The organism is Clostridium sp. LIBA-8553 (assembly GCF_057782465.1).
The window spans coordinates 23,200-41,962 of sequence record NZ_CM173489.1 but is presented as its reverse complement, the minus strand read 5'-3'; the positions used below and the strand labels follow the sequence as shown (position 1 = coordinate 41,962).

At 27.4% G+C, this 18,763-nt stretch carries 16 protein-coding genes; 4 read left to right on the top strand and 12 right to left on the bottom strand.

The window, feature by feature from the left end; genetic code table 11:
* Positions 1-203 precede the first annotated feature (203 nt).
* From AC2JAQ_RS00165 to AC2JAQ_RS00135, 7 genes are all read right to left on the bottom strand, one after another.
* Positions 204-2,183 (bottom strand): FtsX-like permease family protein, encoded by a 1,980-nt coding sequence (locus tag AC2JAQ_RS00165; RefSeq protein ID WP_488457329.1) that lies wholly within the window; start codon positions 2,181-2,183, stop codon positions 204-206.
* Entirely contained in the window at positions 2,173-2,943 is a 771-nt protein-coding gene (locus tag AC2JAQ_RS00160) for an ABC transporter ATP-binding protein (RefSeq protein WP_488457328.1), read from the bottom strand. The genes AC2JAQ_RS00165 and AC2JAQ_RS00160 overlap by 11 nt, the downstream gene beginning before the upstream one ends.
* A gap of 219 nt (positions 2,944-3,162) precedes the next feature.
* Complete coding sequence (locus AC2JAQ_RS00155; protein ID WP_488457327.1) at positions 3,163-4,176, bottom strand: ATP-binding protein; 1,014 nt, start codon at positions 4,174-4,176, stop codon at positions 3,163-3,165.
* Positions 4,173-4,853, bottom strand: coding sequence for a response regulator transcription factor (locus AC2JAQ_RS00150; RefSeq protein ID WP_488457326.1), 681 nt, complete (start codon positions 4,851-4,853; stop codon positions 4,173-4,175). The genes AC2JAQ_RS00155 and AC2JAQ_RS00150 overlap by 4 nt, the downstream gene beginning before the upstream one ends.
* Positions 4,854-5,076: 223 nt before the next feature.
* A complete protein-coding gene (locus tag AC2JAQ_RS00145) occupies positions 5,077-5,301 on the bottom strand; it encodes a DUF2922 domain-containing protein (protein ID WP_488457325.1) in 225 nt (74 codons plus the stop codon).
* Positions 5,302-5,615: 314 nt separating this feature from the next.
* The gene (locus tag AC2JAQ_RS00140) at positions 5,616-5,849 is read right to left on the bottom strand and encodes a DUF1659 domain-containing protein (RefSeq protein ID WP_488457324.1); all 234 of its coding nucleotides are present in this window, start codon (positions 5,847-5,849) and stop codon (positions 5,616-5,618) included.
* A 244-nt stretch (positions 5,850-6,093) separates the two neighbouring features.
* Positions 6,094-7,617, bottom strand: coding sequence for a DUF1002 domain-containing protein (locus AC2JAQ_RS00135; RefSeq protein WP_488457323.1), 1,524 nt, complete (start codon positions 7,615-7,617; stop codon positions 6,094-6,096).
* A 376-nt stretch (positions 7,618-7,993) separates the two neighbouring features.
* Between AC2JAQ_RS00135 and AC2JAQ_RS00130 the strand changes: the two genes are divergently transcribed.
* Positions 7,994-8,245, top strand: a complete 252-nt coding sequence (locus AC2JAQ_RS00130) for a TM1266 family iron-only hydrogenase system putative regulator (RefSeq protein ID WP_488457322.1) — start codon at positions 7,994-7,996, stop codon at positions 8,243-8,245.
* 105 nt (positions 8,246-8,350) lie between these two features.
* On the top strand, positions 8,351-9,772 hold the full coding sequence (hydG, locus tag AC2JAQ_RS00125; RefSeq protein ID WP_488457321.1) for a [FeFe] hydrogenase H-cluster radical SAM maturase HydG: 1,422 nt from the start codon (positions 8,351-8,353) through the stop codon (positions 9,770-9,772).
* A gap of 334 nt (positions 9,773-10,106) precedes the next feature.
* On the opposite strand, the gene AC2JAQ_RS00120 is transcribed toward hydG, so the two are convergent.
* Positions 10,107-11,444: a M28 family peptidase gene (locus AC2JAQ_RS00120; protein WP_488457320.1), complete on the bottom strand. Its 1,338-nt coding sequence runs from the start codon at positions 11,442-11,444 to the stop codon at positions 10,107-10,109.
* Positions 11,445-12,184: 740 nt separating this feature from the next.
* Here AC2JAQ_RS00120 and AC2JAQ_RS00115 point away from each other — a divergent pair.
* Positions 12,185-12,472 carry a hypothetical protein gene (locus AC2JAQ_RS00115; protein WP_488457319.1) on the top strand — a complete coding sequence of 96 codons (288 nt, stop codon included), beginning with the start codon at positions 12,185-12,187 and terminating at the stop codon, positions 12,470-12,472.
* 922 nt (positions 12,473-13,394) lie between these two features.
* The gene (gene hydF, locus AC2JAQ_RS00110) at positions 13,395-14,717 is read left to right on the top strand and encodes a [FeFe] hydrogenase H-cluster maturation GTPase HydF (protein ID WP_488457318.1); all 1,323 of its coding nucleotides are present in this window, start codon (positions 13,395-13,397) and stop codon (positions 14,715-14,717) included.
* A gap of 112 nt (positions 14,718-14,829) precedes the next feature.
* On the opposite strand, the gene AC2JAQ_RS00105 is transcribed toward hydF, so the two are convergent.
* The 4 genes from AC2JAQ_RS00105 to AC2JAQ_RS00090 all read right to left on the bottom strand — a co-directional run bounded on the left by AC2JAQ_RS00105 (position 14,830) and on the right by AC2JAQ_RS00090 (position 18,531).
* On the bottom strand, positions 14,830-15,621 hold the full coding sequence (locus tag AC2JAQ_RS00105; RefSeq protein WP_488457317.1) for a DUF975 family protein: 792 nt from the start codon (positions 15,619-15,621) through the stop codon (positions 14,830-14,832).
* 208 nt (positions 15,622-15,829) lie between these two features.
* Positions 15,830-16,570 carry a DUF975 family protein gene (locus AC2JAQ_RS00100; RefSeq protein ID WP_488457316.1) on the bottom strand — a complete coding sequence of 247 codons (741 nt, stop codon included), beginning with the start codon at positions 16,568-16,570 and terminating at the stop codon, positions 15,830-15,832.
* A 217-nt stretch (positions 16,571-16,787) separates the two neighbouring features.
* Positions 16,788-17,204 (bottom strand): hypothetical protein, encoded by a 417-nt coding sequence (locus tag AC2JAQ_RS00095; protein WP_488457315.1) that lies wholly within the window; start codon positions 17,202-17,204, stop codon positions 16,788-16,790.
* Between the two features lie 175 nt (positions 17,205-17,379).
* On the bottom strand, positions 17,380-18,531 hold the full coding sequence (locus tag AC2JAQ_RS00090) for a hypothetical protein (protein WP_488457314.1): 1,152 nt from the start codon (positions 18,529-18,531) through the stop codon (positions 17,380-17,382).
* Between the last annotated feature and the right edge of the window lie 232 nt (positions 18,532-18,763).

Below are 18,763 nucleotides of genomic sequence, written 5' to 3'. Positions count from 1 at the left end.
GATAAATGTTGATTTTAAGTCAGCTCTTTACGAACCTCTTAAATTATAACTAAATAAAAATGCTATTATGTAATATAAAAAGGTCTTTTAACTTAGTTTGTAAACCTAAATTAAAAATAATAAGAGGTAATTTAAACAAAAAAATACATCAAACCTCTACACAGTAAAGCTTTGATGTATTAAAAATTCACTTTAAATTATTTTTATGATCTTTCGTTTATATTTTTCTTTGCACCTAAGTATGTTGCTAAGAAATATCCTCCGTAAATTATTATAAGAACTACTGCTGTCATAATTATGTTTGGCATTATACTAGCATTTCCAAACATCTCTACTATATGAGATGAAACTTTTAATCCAACTATCGCATGTACTATGGCTAAAGATAATGGAAGCATAAAATACACTCCTACTTGAGTGAATACAGCTTTATTTATCATCTTTTGATCCACACCTATTTCTTTTAGTAATTTATATCTCTCTATATTATCTGTAGACTCTGTAAGCTGTTGAATAGCAAGTACAACTGCTGATGTTATTATGAATATTAATCCTAGGTATATTCCTAAGTAAGCCATTGTTGCTCCCAACCCAGCTGCATTGTCACGTATTTCTTTTTTTGTTATTGAATATACTTCACTATCTACTAACTGATCTCGTATGCCTTCTAATTCTTCCTTTGTATTAGAGTTATCCTTTAGCACAATATTAAATCTACTAGATATAGGTTTTAGTCCTTCAAGCAGAGAATCATTAACAACAAAAATTAAAATATCAGCCTTCATAGTATAATTATATAGATTAATATTTTCATACCTTTTATTTGCTGGTTCTAAAGTTTTTCCTGAAATATTTATCTTCTTTCCTTTTTCTAAACTCTTATCAGCCCACTTTGCCATTTCATTTATATTTCCAACTGCTAAATATTGATTTTCCTTTAAGTCAACAGGCTCTTTCTCAAGGATTTTTAATGTATCATTATATTCCTTTTCTCCAATTACTAAAATATCTTTATCATTAGCTACTGGGAAATAGTTTTTCATAGCATCCATTCCCTGTTCTGATAAAAAGCTCCTATATTTAACCCCACTATTGTACATAACTATGTTTGAATCTTCTTCAGCTATATTAGATATATCAATATTTTTTTCCTTTAATAAGTTTTCTATATTTTCACCGCTATTGCTCCAGCAAGTAACATCAAATTTAGTTAAATCCTTTAAATCAGCATTTATAGCTCTATTTATGCCTAAGCCTCCTGAGAATGTACAAATAGCTAAGAATAACATTAAACATATAAATGATAAAGATACAAAGGTTGTATTTATTTTGCTACTTATTTGCTTCATAACAAACATATTCAAATCTCTTAAATAGAACTTTTTATTTCCTTGTATTACTTTTAAAAAGAATCCTGTTAAGGAATAAAAGAATATAAATGTCCCAATACAACCAAATACTATTGGTAACCCAAGAACATTAAAACTAGCAACAGCAATACCATCATTTATAACCTTATAATAAGCTATTCCTAACATTCCTACACTGACTAAAAATAGTATTACTGATACCCATAAGTTTTTAATAGTAGGCTTTTCATTTCTTTTTGAAGCTGTTAATAAATCTATTAACTTAATCTTTCTAACACTTATAAAATTAAATATTAATACAACAAGATATATTACTGAAAAGCATAGCACTGTTTTCTTAAATCCACTTGGAGAAAATACAAATTGAAACTTTGTAAGATCTACTTGGAACATATAGGCTGTTAAAACTGAAAGTGCTTGAGATAAGATTATTCCTAAAATTAAGCCTATCCCCAAGGATATAGCCCCTATAAGCAAAGTTTCTAAGAATATCATTCTTGATAAAGTTCTATTCTCCATTCCAAGAGTCATATAAACACCAAACTCTTTTTTTCTCCTCTTTATTAAATAGTTATTTGCATAAACTATTAGAAATCCTAATACAAATGCTATAAACACAGAGAAATATCCCATTAATTGTTCCGCCATCTCAAAGGCTGACTGCTTTTGCTCATTAAGTTCCATCATTATACTTTGTGATTCTATGGAGTTAAAAGTATAAAATATACAGACTCCAAATATTAAAGTTAAAAAATATATTACATAATTCTTATAACTCTTTTTTATATTCTTAAAGGCTAATTTAAAGTACATTATTGCTGTCACCTCCAAGAAGAGTTATAACCTCAATTATTCTATTAAAAAACTCTTTCCTTGAATCAGTTCCCTTTATTAATTCATTAAATATCTTACCATCTTTAATAAATAAAATTCTGTTTGCATAACTTGCTGTAAAAGCATCATGAGTTACCATCATAATTGTGGCATTTAATTTTTTATTTAAATTCTCTAAGCTTTCAAGAAGCATAGTTGCTGCCTTTGAATCAAGTGCTCCTGTTGGTTCATCTGCTAGTACTAAAGATGGGTTAGTAACTATTGCTCTTGCTGATGCTACCCTTTGCTTTTGTCCACCTGACATTTCATAAGGATATTTATTAAGTTCATTACTGATATTTAAAGCTTCTGCCACTTCTCTTACCCTTCTATCTATTTCCTTGTTATTTACTCTTTGAATTGTAAGAGCCAAAGCTATATTTTCATAAGCTGTTAAAGTATCTAAAAGATTAAAATCTTGAAATATAAAGCCTATTTTTTCCCTTCTAAACTTAGCTAACTTTTTAGAATTAAAAGTTGTAACATCTTCCCCTTCTAAATAAATATGTCCACTAGTTACCTTATCTATAGTTGATATACAATTTAAAAGTGTTGTCTTACCACTTCCTGAAGCTCCCATTATTCCAACAAATTCGCCCTCTGAAACAGTAAAACTAATATCATTAATTGCCTTTGTAACATTGCCTTTTTTACCATAATATTTTTCTATATTACTTACTTTTAAAATATCTTTACCCATAAATAAATCTCCTTTAATATACTTCTATCTAAACCGCGGTATCTCATCTCTATAATTCAATTCTAAGTTATATTAAGAGTTCAATCCATAGAAGTATATAACACCAAACGAACAAAACTGTCACATTATAAATCTTAGACTGTTTCCAGATTTAAATAGGTTTATATTTTAATTTAGTTAGCTTTTCAGTCCTAAAATAAAAGAGTAAGCTTTTCAAGCCTACTCAAATATCATCATTCTGTTTATTGGGAACACTATTGAAACTCTTGTGAATTTCCCCTCTTCTGAAGTTAAAGAAATGTCTAATCCAAGCTTCTCACAAAGCTTTTTGCAAAGATATAGTCCTATTCCAGTAGATTTTCCAAACTTACGTCCATTTTCTCCAGTAAATCCTTTATCAAAGACCCTTGATAAATCTTTCTCACTTATTCCAACACCATTATCCTCAATATTTAAAATTACGTATTTACTGTTTTCTCTACAATATATTTTAAGTTCTTTTTCCTCTTTATTCATGTATTTAATAGAATTTGATATTAGTTGTCCCAAAATAAATTGAATCCATTTACTATCTGAGTAAACAGTCTTATCTACATCTCCAATATTAATCTTAACTCTCTTCTTTATTAAGGCATCTGCATTATTGTTTAGAACCTTGTTTATACTCTCTCTTAAGTTCATTTCCTTTATAATATAATCCTTCTCAAGAGTATTACTTCTAGTATAGAAAAGTGCTTGATCAATGTAGTTATCAAGTTTATCAACCTCTTCTCCTATGCTTTTTGTAATAGGTGACTCATTGTTTTCTATTAACAATCTACAGGTTGCTATAGGAGTTTTTATCTCGTGAACCCATAACTCTATGTACTCTCTATATTCATTAATGTTTCTTTTAAAATCCCCTATCTCGTCATTCATAGCCTTATTACTCTTAGTTATTACATCATATACTAATTTGCTCTCTGTAAAATTTCCTTCTTCAATAACATCTGATATTAAATATTTTTTATCTAAAGATTCCATATTTTCTTTTATCTCATCATAGTATTGTTTTTTTCTTAAATAATCATAGATATGGAATGAAAGTATACCTAAAGCATTTATAATAACAATAAAAATAATAGCAAATCTTCCAACACTTAAGGCATATAATAGAGCAGCAGTAAAAAGTAATATTAAGAAATTTATTATAATAAAAATAATTCTTTCTTTAATAAAATCACTTAAACTCATACTAGCATATACCCCTGTCCCCTCTTAGTTTGTAAATACCCTTCTGCTCCAATTCCTTCGATTTTTCTTCTAAGTCTATTTACATTAACAGTTAAGGTATTGTCATCTATGAACTCATTTGTTTGCCATAAAGCCTTAATAATATCATCTCTAGATACTATTTTCCCTTTATTCTTAATCAATACATATAATATTTTACTTTCATTCTTAGTTAATTCCTTTGCTTCTCTATTAAATGAAACCTCACTTGTGGACATATTGTACTTTAATCCTCTATGCTCAAAAACTTCCCCTTCACCTTCTAAATTAAAGTAAGTTCTCTTCATAATTGATGCCATTCTCGCTAAAAGTATTTGAGTATTGTATGGCTTAGTAACGAAATCATCTGCACCTAAGTTCATACTCATAAGTTCATCCATCTCACTCTGCCTACTAGTAACAACTATAATAGGAACTTCACTTCTTTTTCTTATTTCTCTACAAATATAGTAACCATCATAATAAGGAAGATTTATATCCAACAAAATTATGCTAGGTTCATATTCTAAAGATATATCAACTATATTTTCAAAATCATTTGATGATTCTACAGTATATCCATACTTCTCTAAAAATTTAGTAAGCTCTTCTCTTATCTTTTCCTCATCCTCTATAATAAAAACTTTTTTACTATTCATAAAATACTACTCCCTTTATAAAACTAAAGCCGTACATCAAATTGTACGGCAATAAATCCTTTTGCATAATTATACCATATATAATCTTATTAAGAATACTATATATTATTTTATATTTAACTTGAAAGAACTATTTAAATCATTACTATGTAGTCTTAAACTATTCATAACAAATATAAAAGGTATAAGAATTAAAATTCTTATACCTTAAAAATTTTATATATTAAGCCATTTCAAAGACTTCAGTTGTCTTTTCAACTATTTGTCCCCTAACCTTTGAAACCAAAGGGCCTCCAGTTGAAAGGAATATATTTGACGTTAATATTTTTTCCATAGCATTTTGAACTTCTTCCTCAGTTACATCCTCTCTTATATGCTTAAGCGTTATTGTAGCTGTCTTCCCCTCTGCGTTTTTAAAGGACATAACAAGATATAATTCTTTCTCCATTTTAGCTTCCCCCTTATTTCTATTAATAATTAACTTATTTTTATAACAATCTAATAGGTCATTAACATGATATTTATTATGTTATGTCTTCTGTGCTTTTATCTTTTTATCCTAAGTACTTATTAATTTTATAAAATTCCTTAATAAGCTCAAATTACAGCTCTTTTACCCTAAGTATCTAACTATAACCTCTAGTGATTTTCTTAAAATAGTAATTCCCTTTTCTATTCTTTTGACTGTTATTAATGTAGAATTTAAAAGTCTTTTTAATTTTTTAAATACTACTAAGTCGGATAATCACCTCTCTAAATTTATTAGATTATTGGTGCTTCTTCCTCAAACCTAAAGTCATCCTCTTTTAATACAGAATTAAACTCAGATGCTAAAAGGTCTATTAATGCCTGTCCCACCTCGTAAAGTTTTGAATCCTCTGCATCAACTCTTATTTTAGAAAACTTTTGTGTTGAGAATTTAGGGTCTCCATTATTATCTACCCCCTTTTGATACTTTAATACTAAGCTTTTCTTTGTTAAGATTGCCTTTGCCATATTTATCAACTCCTTTCACTATATAAATATGAATTACTTCTTACTTCGGTTGTAAATTTCTAAAAAAAACTGCAATAAAAACATTTATATGCTTCTATTGCAGTTAATCTATATTTATTACACTAAGTAAAGTTATTTGACTATTTTTAATTAGGTTATTTTTTATATTATTATTTCTTTTTATCTAAGCTTTTAGACCTAACTTACAGTTTCATCTAAACAACAATAATTTAAAAGACTCTCCCTAATTGTCATCAGGAATTCCATATCCACCTGTTTCAGGATTATATTCTTGTCCCTGTGCATTGTGTAATGGCACCTTTTTTCCATCAACTATTATATAATCATTATTTTGATCTGAATCTTTTCCAGCATCTTCAGTCTCTTTTGTATGTCCATATCCACCAGTAACAGGATTATACTCCTCACCCTTTGAATTATATCTAGGGACTACAGTACCATCCTGAAGTGTTATGGTCTCCTTACTCTTATCTGTTGAATTATTGGTACCCCCATTATTCTTCTTGTTTGAACTATTTTTTGATGAACTTGTACTACTTTTAGAGCTGTTATTTTGAGCTCCTTCACTACTTGAAGTATTGTTATTTTTAGAAGTATTATTCTTATTTTGCTCTCCACTATTATCGCTAGCACTTTGCTCTTTACTATTAGATTGAACCTTTGACTTCTCATTAGAATCACTTGATTGTGATTTACTATCAGTATTATTTTGAGTTCCATCAGTATTAGCTGGAGCTTGCTCATCTATTGAAGTACCTTCATTGTTTATTTGATCCTTATTTACCATGTTACCATTTTTGTCATATGTAACTCCATTTATAGTAACCTCACCATTTCCAAAATGTGATATAAACCAATTTTTTATATCAGTACAAGTATCTAAAATTTTATTTAATATTCTATCTAAAGTTCCACTTTCTTTCAGTTCTTGTCCATTTTGTTTTAAAACTTCTTGTATATTATTGGACATATTATCTAATTCCCCTTTTAGGCTAGAATAATCTAATCCTAAAGAATTTATATTAGCCATAAGTCCAACTAATTCTTGCTCCTGTTCTGGAGTTAATTGAATATTATAGTTATTTGTAACGTTATTTACTATTTCTCCAACCTGTTTATCATTTTTAGGTTTATCCTTTATAACCTCTTCTTTGGCTTGGTTTACAATGGCACTGGCTCCATTTTGCCCTATATCTTGTCCATCACTATTTTTAGCGTTAGCTAAATTATTTGTTATACTTAGCTCCTGTCTAGCCACTTCTTTATTTTCAATAGGTATATTCTTTCCTGTAGCCTTTTCAAAAGCTTGTAAAACCCCTGCTAAAGCTGATGTTCCCGTTACTTGGAATGGTGATGTAGCAATAACATCGGCATCAGTAACCCCTGATGTTAGTAATGCATTGCTTAACATAGTAGGTGTAACCGCAGTTAAATTATTTGTTTTAACTTTGATTCCATATCCAGGTTCCTCTATCTTAACAAAAGCACTTGAATAAGCGTTTCCTTTAACCTCTCCTGATATTGGAGGTAATCCAAGCTGTTCTCTTATTTCTTTAACATTCATAGTTATAACCTTAACATCACTAGGATTAACTCCAAACTCTTTAAACATCTCTTGTTTTTGGCTTGAATTTAAGTTAGCTCCTAAAGTTACAACCTCATTTGTACTAGCAAAGACCGTTGTGAATGAACCAATACTGATTGCTCCTGCTAGTATCATTGTAGTTATCAATTTGTTTCTCTTCATCTGTCTTCTCCCTTTCTAAAAGTTACTTTTCTAATAACTTATTAAAGTAAAGCTCCCCTTTTCCAAAAAGCTAATAAATCTAAAGCTTTAATCTAAATTATACCAAAATAAAATCATTAATGTTTACAAATTATTTTAATCTAGTACAAACTTCATCTATTTTTTATCTCTAGAAAATTAATCTATATTTTTGAAAATTTTGTAGTATAATTATAATAAGTCTTCTTTGTTGCGAGATGTTATAACTAAATTAACTTCTTTCAGCCGAGAAGCAAAGTCAAGAATAATATAAATATACTTTAGTCCTAATTGTAAGGAATTCTCTGAACAAAAAGGTAAGAAAAAACTATGAACTTTAGAAAGGTTTGATGACAATATGAATACTAGAATTGCCGTTGTTGGCATTGTTATTGAAAGCCTTGATGATATAAAAGAAGTAAATTCTATTTTAAGCGAATATGACAAAATAATTGTCGGAAGAATGGGTCTACCATACAAAGAGAAAAATGTTAGAGTTATCTCTATTGTTGTTGATGGAACCACTGATGAAATCTCAGCTATAACAGGAAAGATCGGGAAACTTAGAGGTGTTTCTGTTAAGGCTGCCATATCTAAAAATAGCTTCTAGCCACAGTGCTATAAGCATCTTAATCACTGAATTCCCATGAGTATATTTTAGTTATTTATATTATTTTTTGGCGAACTCTAAAAGTAATTTTAAAGGAGATTTGTTATGCTAAAAGATAACGAAAAATACAATGCTTTAGATTTTATTAAGGATGATGAAATTAATAATCTTATAGCAAAAGGAAAAGAACTTGCTTCTGATAAGGAGTTAGTTAGAGAAATCATCGAAAGAAGTAAGTCTGCTGAAGGTTTAACACCTGAAGAAACTGCTGTTCTTCTTAACCTTGAAGATAAAGAGCTTATTGAAGAAATGTTCAAAGCTGCTAGAGAGGTTAAAGAAAAATTATATGGTAAGAGACTTGTTGTATTTGCACCTTTATATGTAAGTAACTACTGTGTAAACAACTGTCAATACTGTGGATATAAGCATTGTAACGATGAACTTAAGAGAAAGAGACTTAACAAGGAACAACTTATTGAGGAAGTTAAGGTTCTTGAAAGTCTAGGTCATAAAAGAATAGCTCTTGAAGCTGGTGAAGATCCAGTTAATGCTCCTCTAGACTATATTTTAGATTGTATAAAAACAATATACTCAATTAAATTTGATAATGGAGCTATAAGAAGAATTAACGTAAATATAGCTGCAACAACAGTTGAAAACTATAAGAGACTTAAAGACGCTGAAATTGGAACATATATTTTATTCCAAGAAACTTACCACAAACCAACTTATGAAAGATTACATGTAAGTGGTCCAAAACACAACTATAACTATCATACAACAGCTATGCATAGAGCTAGAGAAGCTGGTATAGATGATGTTGGTATGGGTGTTTTATATGGTCTTTATGACTACAAATATGAAACTTTAGCAATGCTTATGCATGCAATGGATTTAGAAGCAACTACAGGGGTTGGTCCTCACACATTATCAGTACCAAGATTAAGACCTGCTGAAAATGTTAGCTTAGAAAACTATCCTTACTTAGTTGGTGATGAAGACTTCAAGAAAATTGTTGCTATCTTAAGATTATCAGTACCATATGCTGGTCTTATCCTTTCAACAAGAGAAGAACCTACATTAAGAGATGAAATAATAGCTCTTGGTGTATCACAAGTAAGTACAGGTTCATGTACTGGTGTTGGTGGATATTCAGAAGCTTACCATGATCCAGAAGAAAAACCTCAATTTGAACTTGGAGATCACAGATCACCAGTTGAAATGATAGAAAGTCTTATGGAAGCTGGATATATTCCAAGTTACTGTACAGCTTGCTACAGAGAAGGTAGAACTGGTGAAAAATTCATGGGTATAGTTAAAAGCGGTGAACTTGATAAGATTTGTGAAGCTAACGCTTTAATAACTTTAAAAGAATTCATAGATGATTATGGAACTGATCAAACTAGAGAAATCGGAAATGCTCTAATAAAGAAATCATTAAATGATATTAAAAATGAGTCATTCAGAAAAGCTGTTGAAGAAAAAATCAACAAAATAAGTAACGGAACAAGAGACTTAAGATTCTAATATAGAATTTTCTCAATAAACAAATTAAAATAAAAATAGCTATGTAACTATTTTTACGTAATTTAAAACTCAAAATCTATGAGAAATAAATTAATTATTCATGCAATATCATTTTAAACTTTACAAAAATACCTTACTCCACAATCAAGTATCTTTATAAAGAAAAATGATAAAATCAATTTTTAAATACTAAACACTTATTTAAATATAAGGACTTGCACCAAGCTCACTAATAAAGCTTTAAGATGCTTTATTAGTTTTGGTACAAGTCCTTTTTATTATTTTTCATATTAAACTTCTTTTTTAATTAATAAAAACCTTCAATACTTCTTATTTAATTAATGTTAATTTTTTCTCCTGTTTTCTGTCCATAATAACTCTCCAATATTTTAATTCCTTGATTTAAATCTATATTTCCTTCTATTTCTCCATAATTACCCATTATTTTAAATACTATCTTGATATTATCGTCTAAATCTTCCTTAATCTTATAACCCCAATTATTTTCTTTATTTAACATAATAAATTTATCTTGAATCTCTTCTGAAATAAACTTACCATCTCTTTCTCTAATAACATATTTATTATTATCATTTTTATAAGTATACTCAGTTTCAGTAGAATATCCATTTCCTATAAAACTATCTCTTTTTTCAATTAATTCAAATCCATTGATAGTTTCTAAATTATTTTCACTATTAAAATTTCTATATAAAATATCTTCTTTTAAAATACTTTCATAACTCTCCAGTTTAAACTCAGTTAAAAATTTAATTATTATTTCACAAGTTTCTTTAAGAACTTCCATATCTATATAATCTAATTGATTTTCTTTTAATGCTAAATCTGGATTTGAATTTTCATCTGTTATTGTTATGCTTGGTATTTCTCCCATGTAGAAAGACAGCTCATCTGAAGAACCTCCTTCAACTAATTTAGGTTTATTCTCTAAAATTTCATTTAACATAAATGAAATTATATTATGTTTCCCATTACTTGTTTGCATTATTAGATTTCCTGCACTTTTCTCTCCAACCATATCAACATTTATACATCCAATTATATTTTCTTTTTCATCTTTACTTAATTTAGAAACAAAATCTCTAGATCCAGTTCTCCAGTATTCCTCTCCACTAAATAATACTATTCCTATATTAAATTCATTATTATAATCCTTTAAAACTCTGGCTACTTCAAGAACAACACTACATCCAGATACATTATCTATAACTCCTGTTGTATCCTCTGTGGAATCATAATGCGCTGTAAGATATATTGTCTTTTTATCATTATTAAAGCTCTTTTGCTTTGCTATTATATTTCTTCCAACCCCTAATACTTCTGAATTATATGGGTTTTTCTTAAAATAATCTAAATTATTTTTTACATTAATAGTAGATCTCATATTTTGTTCATAAACTTTAAAATCATCAAACTCAACACTATATCCATACTCTTCAAGTCTTTCTCTTATATATTCACTTGATTCCTTCTCTCCTCCTGAACCATAATTTCTAATATTAGATGATATACTTTTTAAATCATTTTCTATAAAACTAGTATTAATATTCAAATTTAACTTATTAGCAGCTTCTGCACTATCATTATCTTCAATAAATTCACTAATACTTTTTTCTTCTCCTCCTATATTATTTTTAGTGCAACTAATCAAGCTAAAACATAATAATATAAACAAAATAGAACTTAATTTCTTTATTTTAAATCACCTTCCTTTATTTACATTTTATACCAAACAATAATTAAATATTCTTTATCCTAAAAACAAAGCTATAATTATGTCAATATAATGTTAACTATGGTTTTAATGTTTATTATGCGCGGGAATTTTTTAAATGACATGAGTTATATCTAATGTAGTTTCACTAATATTACTTATTATTGGATTCACATTAAAGTTTAATAAGGAATATACTAAACAAAGCATTAAATTTGTAATAACTAGAATGGCTATAATTCTTATTGTTGGATATTTAATCAAGTTCCTAACAATAGACACGCTCATAATTGGTGATACTTTATTTAATTATGCATACTTTACTTTTTTAATACTCCAATTACCATTTTCACTACCAACCTTCGCGTGAAAGCATTTCCCTGAATATGAGGAGCTTATAAATAATACTGTTATATTATCTACAATGTTATGCATATTAACCTTTATCATATTCATATTATTAATATAGAAGCTTTAAGTAAAAATAATAATTTCTTTAAATATCTCTTAATTTCTTTAATTATTGACATAACTTTGGTTATTATTAATATCTTAAAGTGCGCAAGAGATTGTTAAAAATTTGACTATCTTATGTAAAGGTTGTAAAATATAGGTGAACATCATGTGAATATTAGGAATAATTTGAGAATTTCATTTGTTATAAGGGAGGTTTTTTTATGTCAGTAAATCAAAATTTAACAGAAGGAAAAGTTTGTTGTTGTACTTTGCACAAAATAGTTCTTACTTTAGAAAAGAATTTTTCTTCAATGGAAGCTTTAAAAAATGCAGTTATAACTCGCCTTCAAAATGAAGGATATAGATGCAAAGATACAAAAAATAATATAGGTGATTATCCTTTATTAAATATAAATGCTAATAATTTTCTACTAACTTTAAAAGATGTAGATAAAAGCTCATTAAACTTCGAAGAATGTAACGAAGTAGTTTTAATTCCACAATGTTAATTTATAGACAAACATTAATAAAGAGAGATAATAAAAGTTAGTTATAACAACCACTTTTATCGTCTCTCTTTTATTTTATTACTCTTTTTCATAAACATATAAAACATATCTTAATTCCCCAAGATCAGAGATATATTATTTTCAGTTATCTTTAATTTGATATTTGTTCCTTAACTAATTTTTTATACTATAAACATCAATTATTTCAAAATTACTTCTAATAAGACTTTATAACTTGTATAATAATAATTATTAATTAGCTTTATATTCTACTAATTTTTAATTATAAAGCTAACATAATCACAGCTTTCATAATAAATTTGAGTAAAATTATAGTTAGAGTTTATTTATATTTATTATAAAATAGGGGTAAATCCTTAATGTTTCACAATTCAGTTTAATCTATTTAAATAGAATAGTCTAAATTTATATAGGTAATATTATCCTATAGTGTATATATAAAAGTTTGATACTATTTACTAAAAGATATTATTTTCCTATTTATATATAGTATATCTAGATTACAAATTTAGGATATTTCAACATTTAGTATATACATAAATATGATACAACTATATATTGTGAATAACTACTAAGTTATCCACAGGTCAATGTGGATAACTAAAATTTTTCTATGTGAATAGGTGTGTATTTTTATAATTTTTTAATGAAGATTTATAAATGAAAAGTAATTTTTTTGAAAAGACAAAAACTCTTATAAATGGCTTTATATAGCCGTTTGTAACTGTAATTTTTTTACTATTTTCAATGCTTATTTACAGCATTTGATTTTAATTTTAATATAAAATTTCATCAAAAAAGTTATCCACAGATTTATTCACATTTGAAAATATTTTCACTAAAGATTTAGTACAAGGAGGTGCAATTCTACTATTCTTTTCTTGCAATAGTAGAAAAATTTATGAGTAATTTTAATGAAACTCCTAGAGGAAGTAGAATACATATTTCTCTTTTTGGTAAAACAAACTCTGGAAAATCAAGCATAATAAATGCTTTAACAGGTCAAAACATATCCTTAGTTTCTGATGTTAGAGGGACAACAACTGACCCTGTTTATAAAGCAATGGAACTTTTACCTTTAGGTCCTGTTGTTTTCGTTGATACAGCTGGATTTGATGATGATGGGGAGATAGGTAAGCTTAGAGTTGAAAGAACTGAAGAAGTTGTAGGAAAAACTGATGTTGCTCTTATAACACTTTCACTTTCTGAAATATTAGATGCTTTAAAATCAGACACTTCATTCAAGGACATGCTTTCTAAAGAAATTTTATGGTTAGAAAAATTAAAAAAAGCTAATAAACCAGCTATCTTAGTTATTAATAAATGCGATTTAGTTTCTAACAATCTTGTTGAATCTAAGATTGACTTAAAAAATATAGATAAAACATCTAATTCTAATAAAGACTATTTTGTTGATAACCAATTAAACTCTACATTAAAAGATATTGGTGAACTACTAGCTATTCCTTATGTTGCAATAAGTGCCAAAGAAAATCTTAATATAGCAGAGTTAAAGAAAGAACTTGTAAAAGTATCTCCTGCTTCAATTACTGAGAGTGCAATAATAGGAGATAAAATTAAACCTGGTGATAAGGTCCTTTTAGTTGCTCCTCAAGATATCCAAGCTCCTAAAGGAAGACTTATACTGCCACAGGTTCAAGTCTTAAGAGATATATTAGATCATGGCGGAATACCTACTATGGTTACATTAGATAAGTTAGATGAAGGACTTAAAATATTTAATGGTAAACCAGATTTAGTAATAACTGATTCTCAAGTATTTAAGCAAGTTAATGCTAAGTTAGATAGAGATGTCCCTCTTACTTCATTTTCAATACTTATGGCTAGATACAAAGGCGATTTAGACAAATTTTATGAAGGTGCTAAGGCCATAAAAAATCTTAAAGCAGGGGACAAAGTTTTAATAGCTGAAGCATGTACTCACCATCAATTAAAAGGTGATATAGCAAGAGAAAAATTACCTACTTGGTTAGAAGAAATTTGTCCTGGAATAATTGTAGACAATTGTTCAGGTAAAGACTTCCCTAAAAACCTTAGTGAGTATTCTCTTGTAGTTCATTGTGGTGGTTGTATGTTTAACAAAGCTGAAATAATGAATAGAATTGGAATATGTAATGATGCCTTTGTTCCTATAACAAACTTTGGTACATCAATAGCTGAAATTAATAACATATTAGATAGAGTTATGGAACCTCTTAAATAATACTTTTTATAGTTTTTTATAATATAAATAAAAAAACCAGCTTTAAGTAGTATTAAAGCTGGTTTTGATATTTAAATTGAAAGGAGATTTTGAAGTAAAACCATCTATTTAATTATTTAACTTCAAAGTCTTCTTCAAATTCAAATTTAACAGTGTTTTCTAACTCTCTATCACAAATTGAAAGATAGTATATTCTCATTGTTGTATGCATATATGGTATTAGCCATAACATTCCAATTCCTAAAGTCAATACTGCAAGTATACCCCATCCAATGAAGCTTAATTCTAAAACAAAAAGCTCCCATTTATGACCTTTCATAATTCTAAATGCTTTTCCTACACCTTCCCAAACACCTAAGTCTTGTTCTTCTGTCATAACATATGAAAGTGGGAATAAGAAAAGTGATATTATCATACAGTAGATTACTGATATAATCATAGCTATTACAATAATTCCAGTAAATGTAGTTATTACATCACTATCAATAAACATTGATGAAGAAAATGCTATTACTTGTGATACTGTCGCTGTTAATATTGTTAATATTTGTGCACCAAATATTATTAAAAAAGCTGGTAACATAAATAAAATAGTTGCTAGCATAATCTTAATAAAATTAACCCAAATTTTCTTTGTTGGCATTGCTTCTTTCATTGAAAGTTTTTCATCACTATCAACAAATTTAATAGTATAAATTATTCCTGCTGCACTTAAAGCTGGTGATAGTAATACATAATTACAGATACTTAATACTGAAAATATTGCTAAAGAATCTATCCTATTAATTAAATATGTAACTATTAGTTCTATGGCAATTATTATAAGAGTAAGTAATACAAAATTTGTCCATCTTCCTTTTAACTTATCCTTAGCTAAACTTTTCATTTCTTTTCTTGTCATCATAATTCTCACCTCTTTCTGTATACCTAAATGTTAATACTTTATTAATTTTATGTCAATTTTGTAAACTTTATTTTCAAGTCAAAAATCTTCCTATTTCACCAAATCTAGTGTATTACCAAGTATTTTCAGTATTTATCTATTAATATCTAAAATTTTCAATAAAAAAGACTGCATCGCTTGTAAAATCTACTGATACAGTCTTTGTCTATTAATTTATTTCGTTTTCTCTTCCTGTAATTGAAAGATAGTATATTCTTAAAGTAACTTGGATATATGGTAATAACCATAATAAACCTATTCCAAGAGTTAGTAATGATAATACTATCCATCCTAAAAAGCTAAGTCCAATAACAAATAACTCCCATCTGTGACCATTCATTATACTAAAACTTCTTTTAACTGCTTCCCATATTCCACAATCATCTTCAGCCATTAAATATGGTAATGGGAATAAAAGAATTCCTAATATAACAGCTAATAATAATACTACTATTATTATTATAAAAACTATGCCCCAAACTGCTATCATAGGATTTATTGCTAACTGTCCCATAAGCATAGCACTATGTAACGATGTTATAGAAAAAACTAAAACTACATTTGCTATAAACATAAATATGAATATAGGTATACTAAATAGCATTGTAACCAACATAGCCATTACAAATCTATTCCAAGTACTCACTGTTGGTATTGCTTCACCTAAAGGTATAACTTCATCACTTCTAACAAATTTAATAGTGTATATAATACCTGCTGCAGTTATAGCCGGCATTAATAAAAAGTTATTTACTAGACTTAAAACAGTTGATACTATTCCATCAGTTCTTCCTACAATTTCACTAGCTCCCAATTCAATTAAAGCTATTATTAATGTTAATAAAACTATGTTAAACCATCTACCTTTTAACTTCGACTTAGCAATGCTTTTCATTTCCTTTCTTGTCATTATTATTTTCACTCCCTTCCTCTGCTAATAAGATATTAACCTCTCGGAGCTTTTAATGTCAAACATTTCTATTTCCATCAATAAACCATATAAAAAAGATTGTATCAAAACTTTAAATAATAAAACTTATAAGTTATTAACGAAACCTAGTAATTCTCGAAATATATTTATAAATTTTATTTTAAGTTATTTTTGATACAACCCATTAAAAAATACACTATTCTTTACACAGTAGAAAATCTATAGCCTCTTTAAGTTCTTTTTTCAATGTCCATATAAAACAATATTTATTCTCTTTTTCATCATATTTCTTTGATCCATTAAGCATAATAAGCCAATGTCTAAATTTATATCTCCAGCTTCCCACTTCCTCTCGTTCTTCTGATTCTATTCCTACTGCAGCCTCTATTCTCTTTCCCATTTTTTGAATCCTAGTTCCAATATCACTAAATTCTAATTTTTCTCCTATTAAAGCAGTCTTAAGGGGTTGTCCATTATTAGCATATAAATTAAGTAGTATTTTCATATCTCTTAGTCCAATTAAATCTCCATTTTTTAATATATGAACCCACTGTTCCTTAGTTAGAGTATTATTTAAAACCTTTTCATTTAATTGCTCTCTTTTTTGCTCCACTTAAATCACCCCATAAATTAATATTGTATATAAAAATATACTAAGAACTGAATATCCTTAATTCTGTCCTTAGTATACTTATATTCAACTTAATATATCATTATTATTTTTTTAATGTTAATTTACATAAAATTCAAAGCTTTATCTAAAATCTCAATATTTTTATTTATATTCTTCATGCAGATTTCTTTTTTCTATAACTTTTTCTTTTTTGAAATTTCATTAAAGTACTTCTCATATATGGATTTAGAACTCCTTCATATACCTTTATAGAATTTGCATCTTCAAAAGAAACAATCCTATATATAGGCATTTCATTATATAAATAAATATAAAATATAGGTTTATCAGTTGACTTATCCTTAAGGATAAGTTTATTATTTTCTTGTATTAACTTATTAACTTGATCCTCCGGCTCATTAACCTCTACTAAATTTTGTTTTTTCATCTCAGAAAATAAACTTTCGTCAAACTTTTCAACATTTTGTCCATTTTCAATATTACTATTTTTCTGTAAGTTATTTACTAAAACCAGATTATCATTACTGTACTTATTCAAATCAATATTCTTATCACGCAACTTAACAAAAAGACTTGCAACGGCAATACAGATTACTACAGTTCCTCCAACATAATTTAATACTTTAGATTTATTCTCTATAATAAATTCTAATAAAGCTCCTATGATAGCTATATTTATCAATATTCCATGCTTTACATTTATAAGTGACAAATAACATATGTATGTCCCTATCAAGAGAACTAAAATATTAATTACTTTCTTCTCAACCCTATTCCTTTTTCTAATAAATGATGAGCTTCCCATTATTACAGTTACAAAAATAATAGCAAGTACATATGGTGAAAATCTCTTAACCATTAATTTAAAGGTATATTTATTTTCAATAACTTTTATTTCTTTATTTACCTGTTCATATAAGTTTCTCCTATCCTCTTCGGACAAATTATACTTATTTATGTATGATCTCATATACGGTTTTAAATATCTACTTTCATCTTGTCCAAAATATATTGTATTTAATGCTATTAATCTTTCTACTGAGATATTATTCTCCTTTGAATAGTCATCATATATATTTTCAAGACCCTTATCATTATTGTATATTTCATACTGAAAAAATTCACTATAATCATTTCTAACTATTTCTGCAATTAATTTTCTCGTTTCCCCTGTATTTATTAAATTACTTACAGTAACTATACAAGAAAAAAGAATAATCAAAACTAATCCCAGATATCTATAAAATTTAAATTCGTATTTTTTTTCAGCATCTTTTTTGACATCTTTTTTACACAAATTTTTCAAAGATGCTCACCCCTTAAAATTATAATAAATATATACCACCTACACAGATTCAATTATATATTATTTTTTCCAAAATATCACTTTATGATTATACTTATTTTATCTTAAATTTTTTTAAAATAAAAAAATTAAGGTTATATAAATTTTATATAACCTTAACTTAATCCTTTAAGAATTGATTTTAATCACCTAAAGCCCCATTCAAGAACCAAAATCAATTCTCTATTCCCTG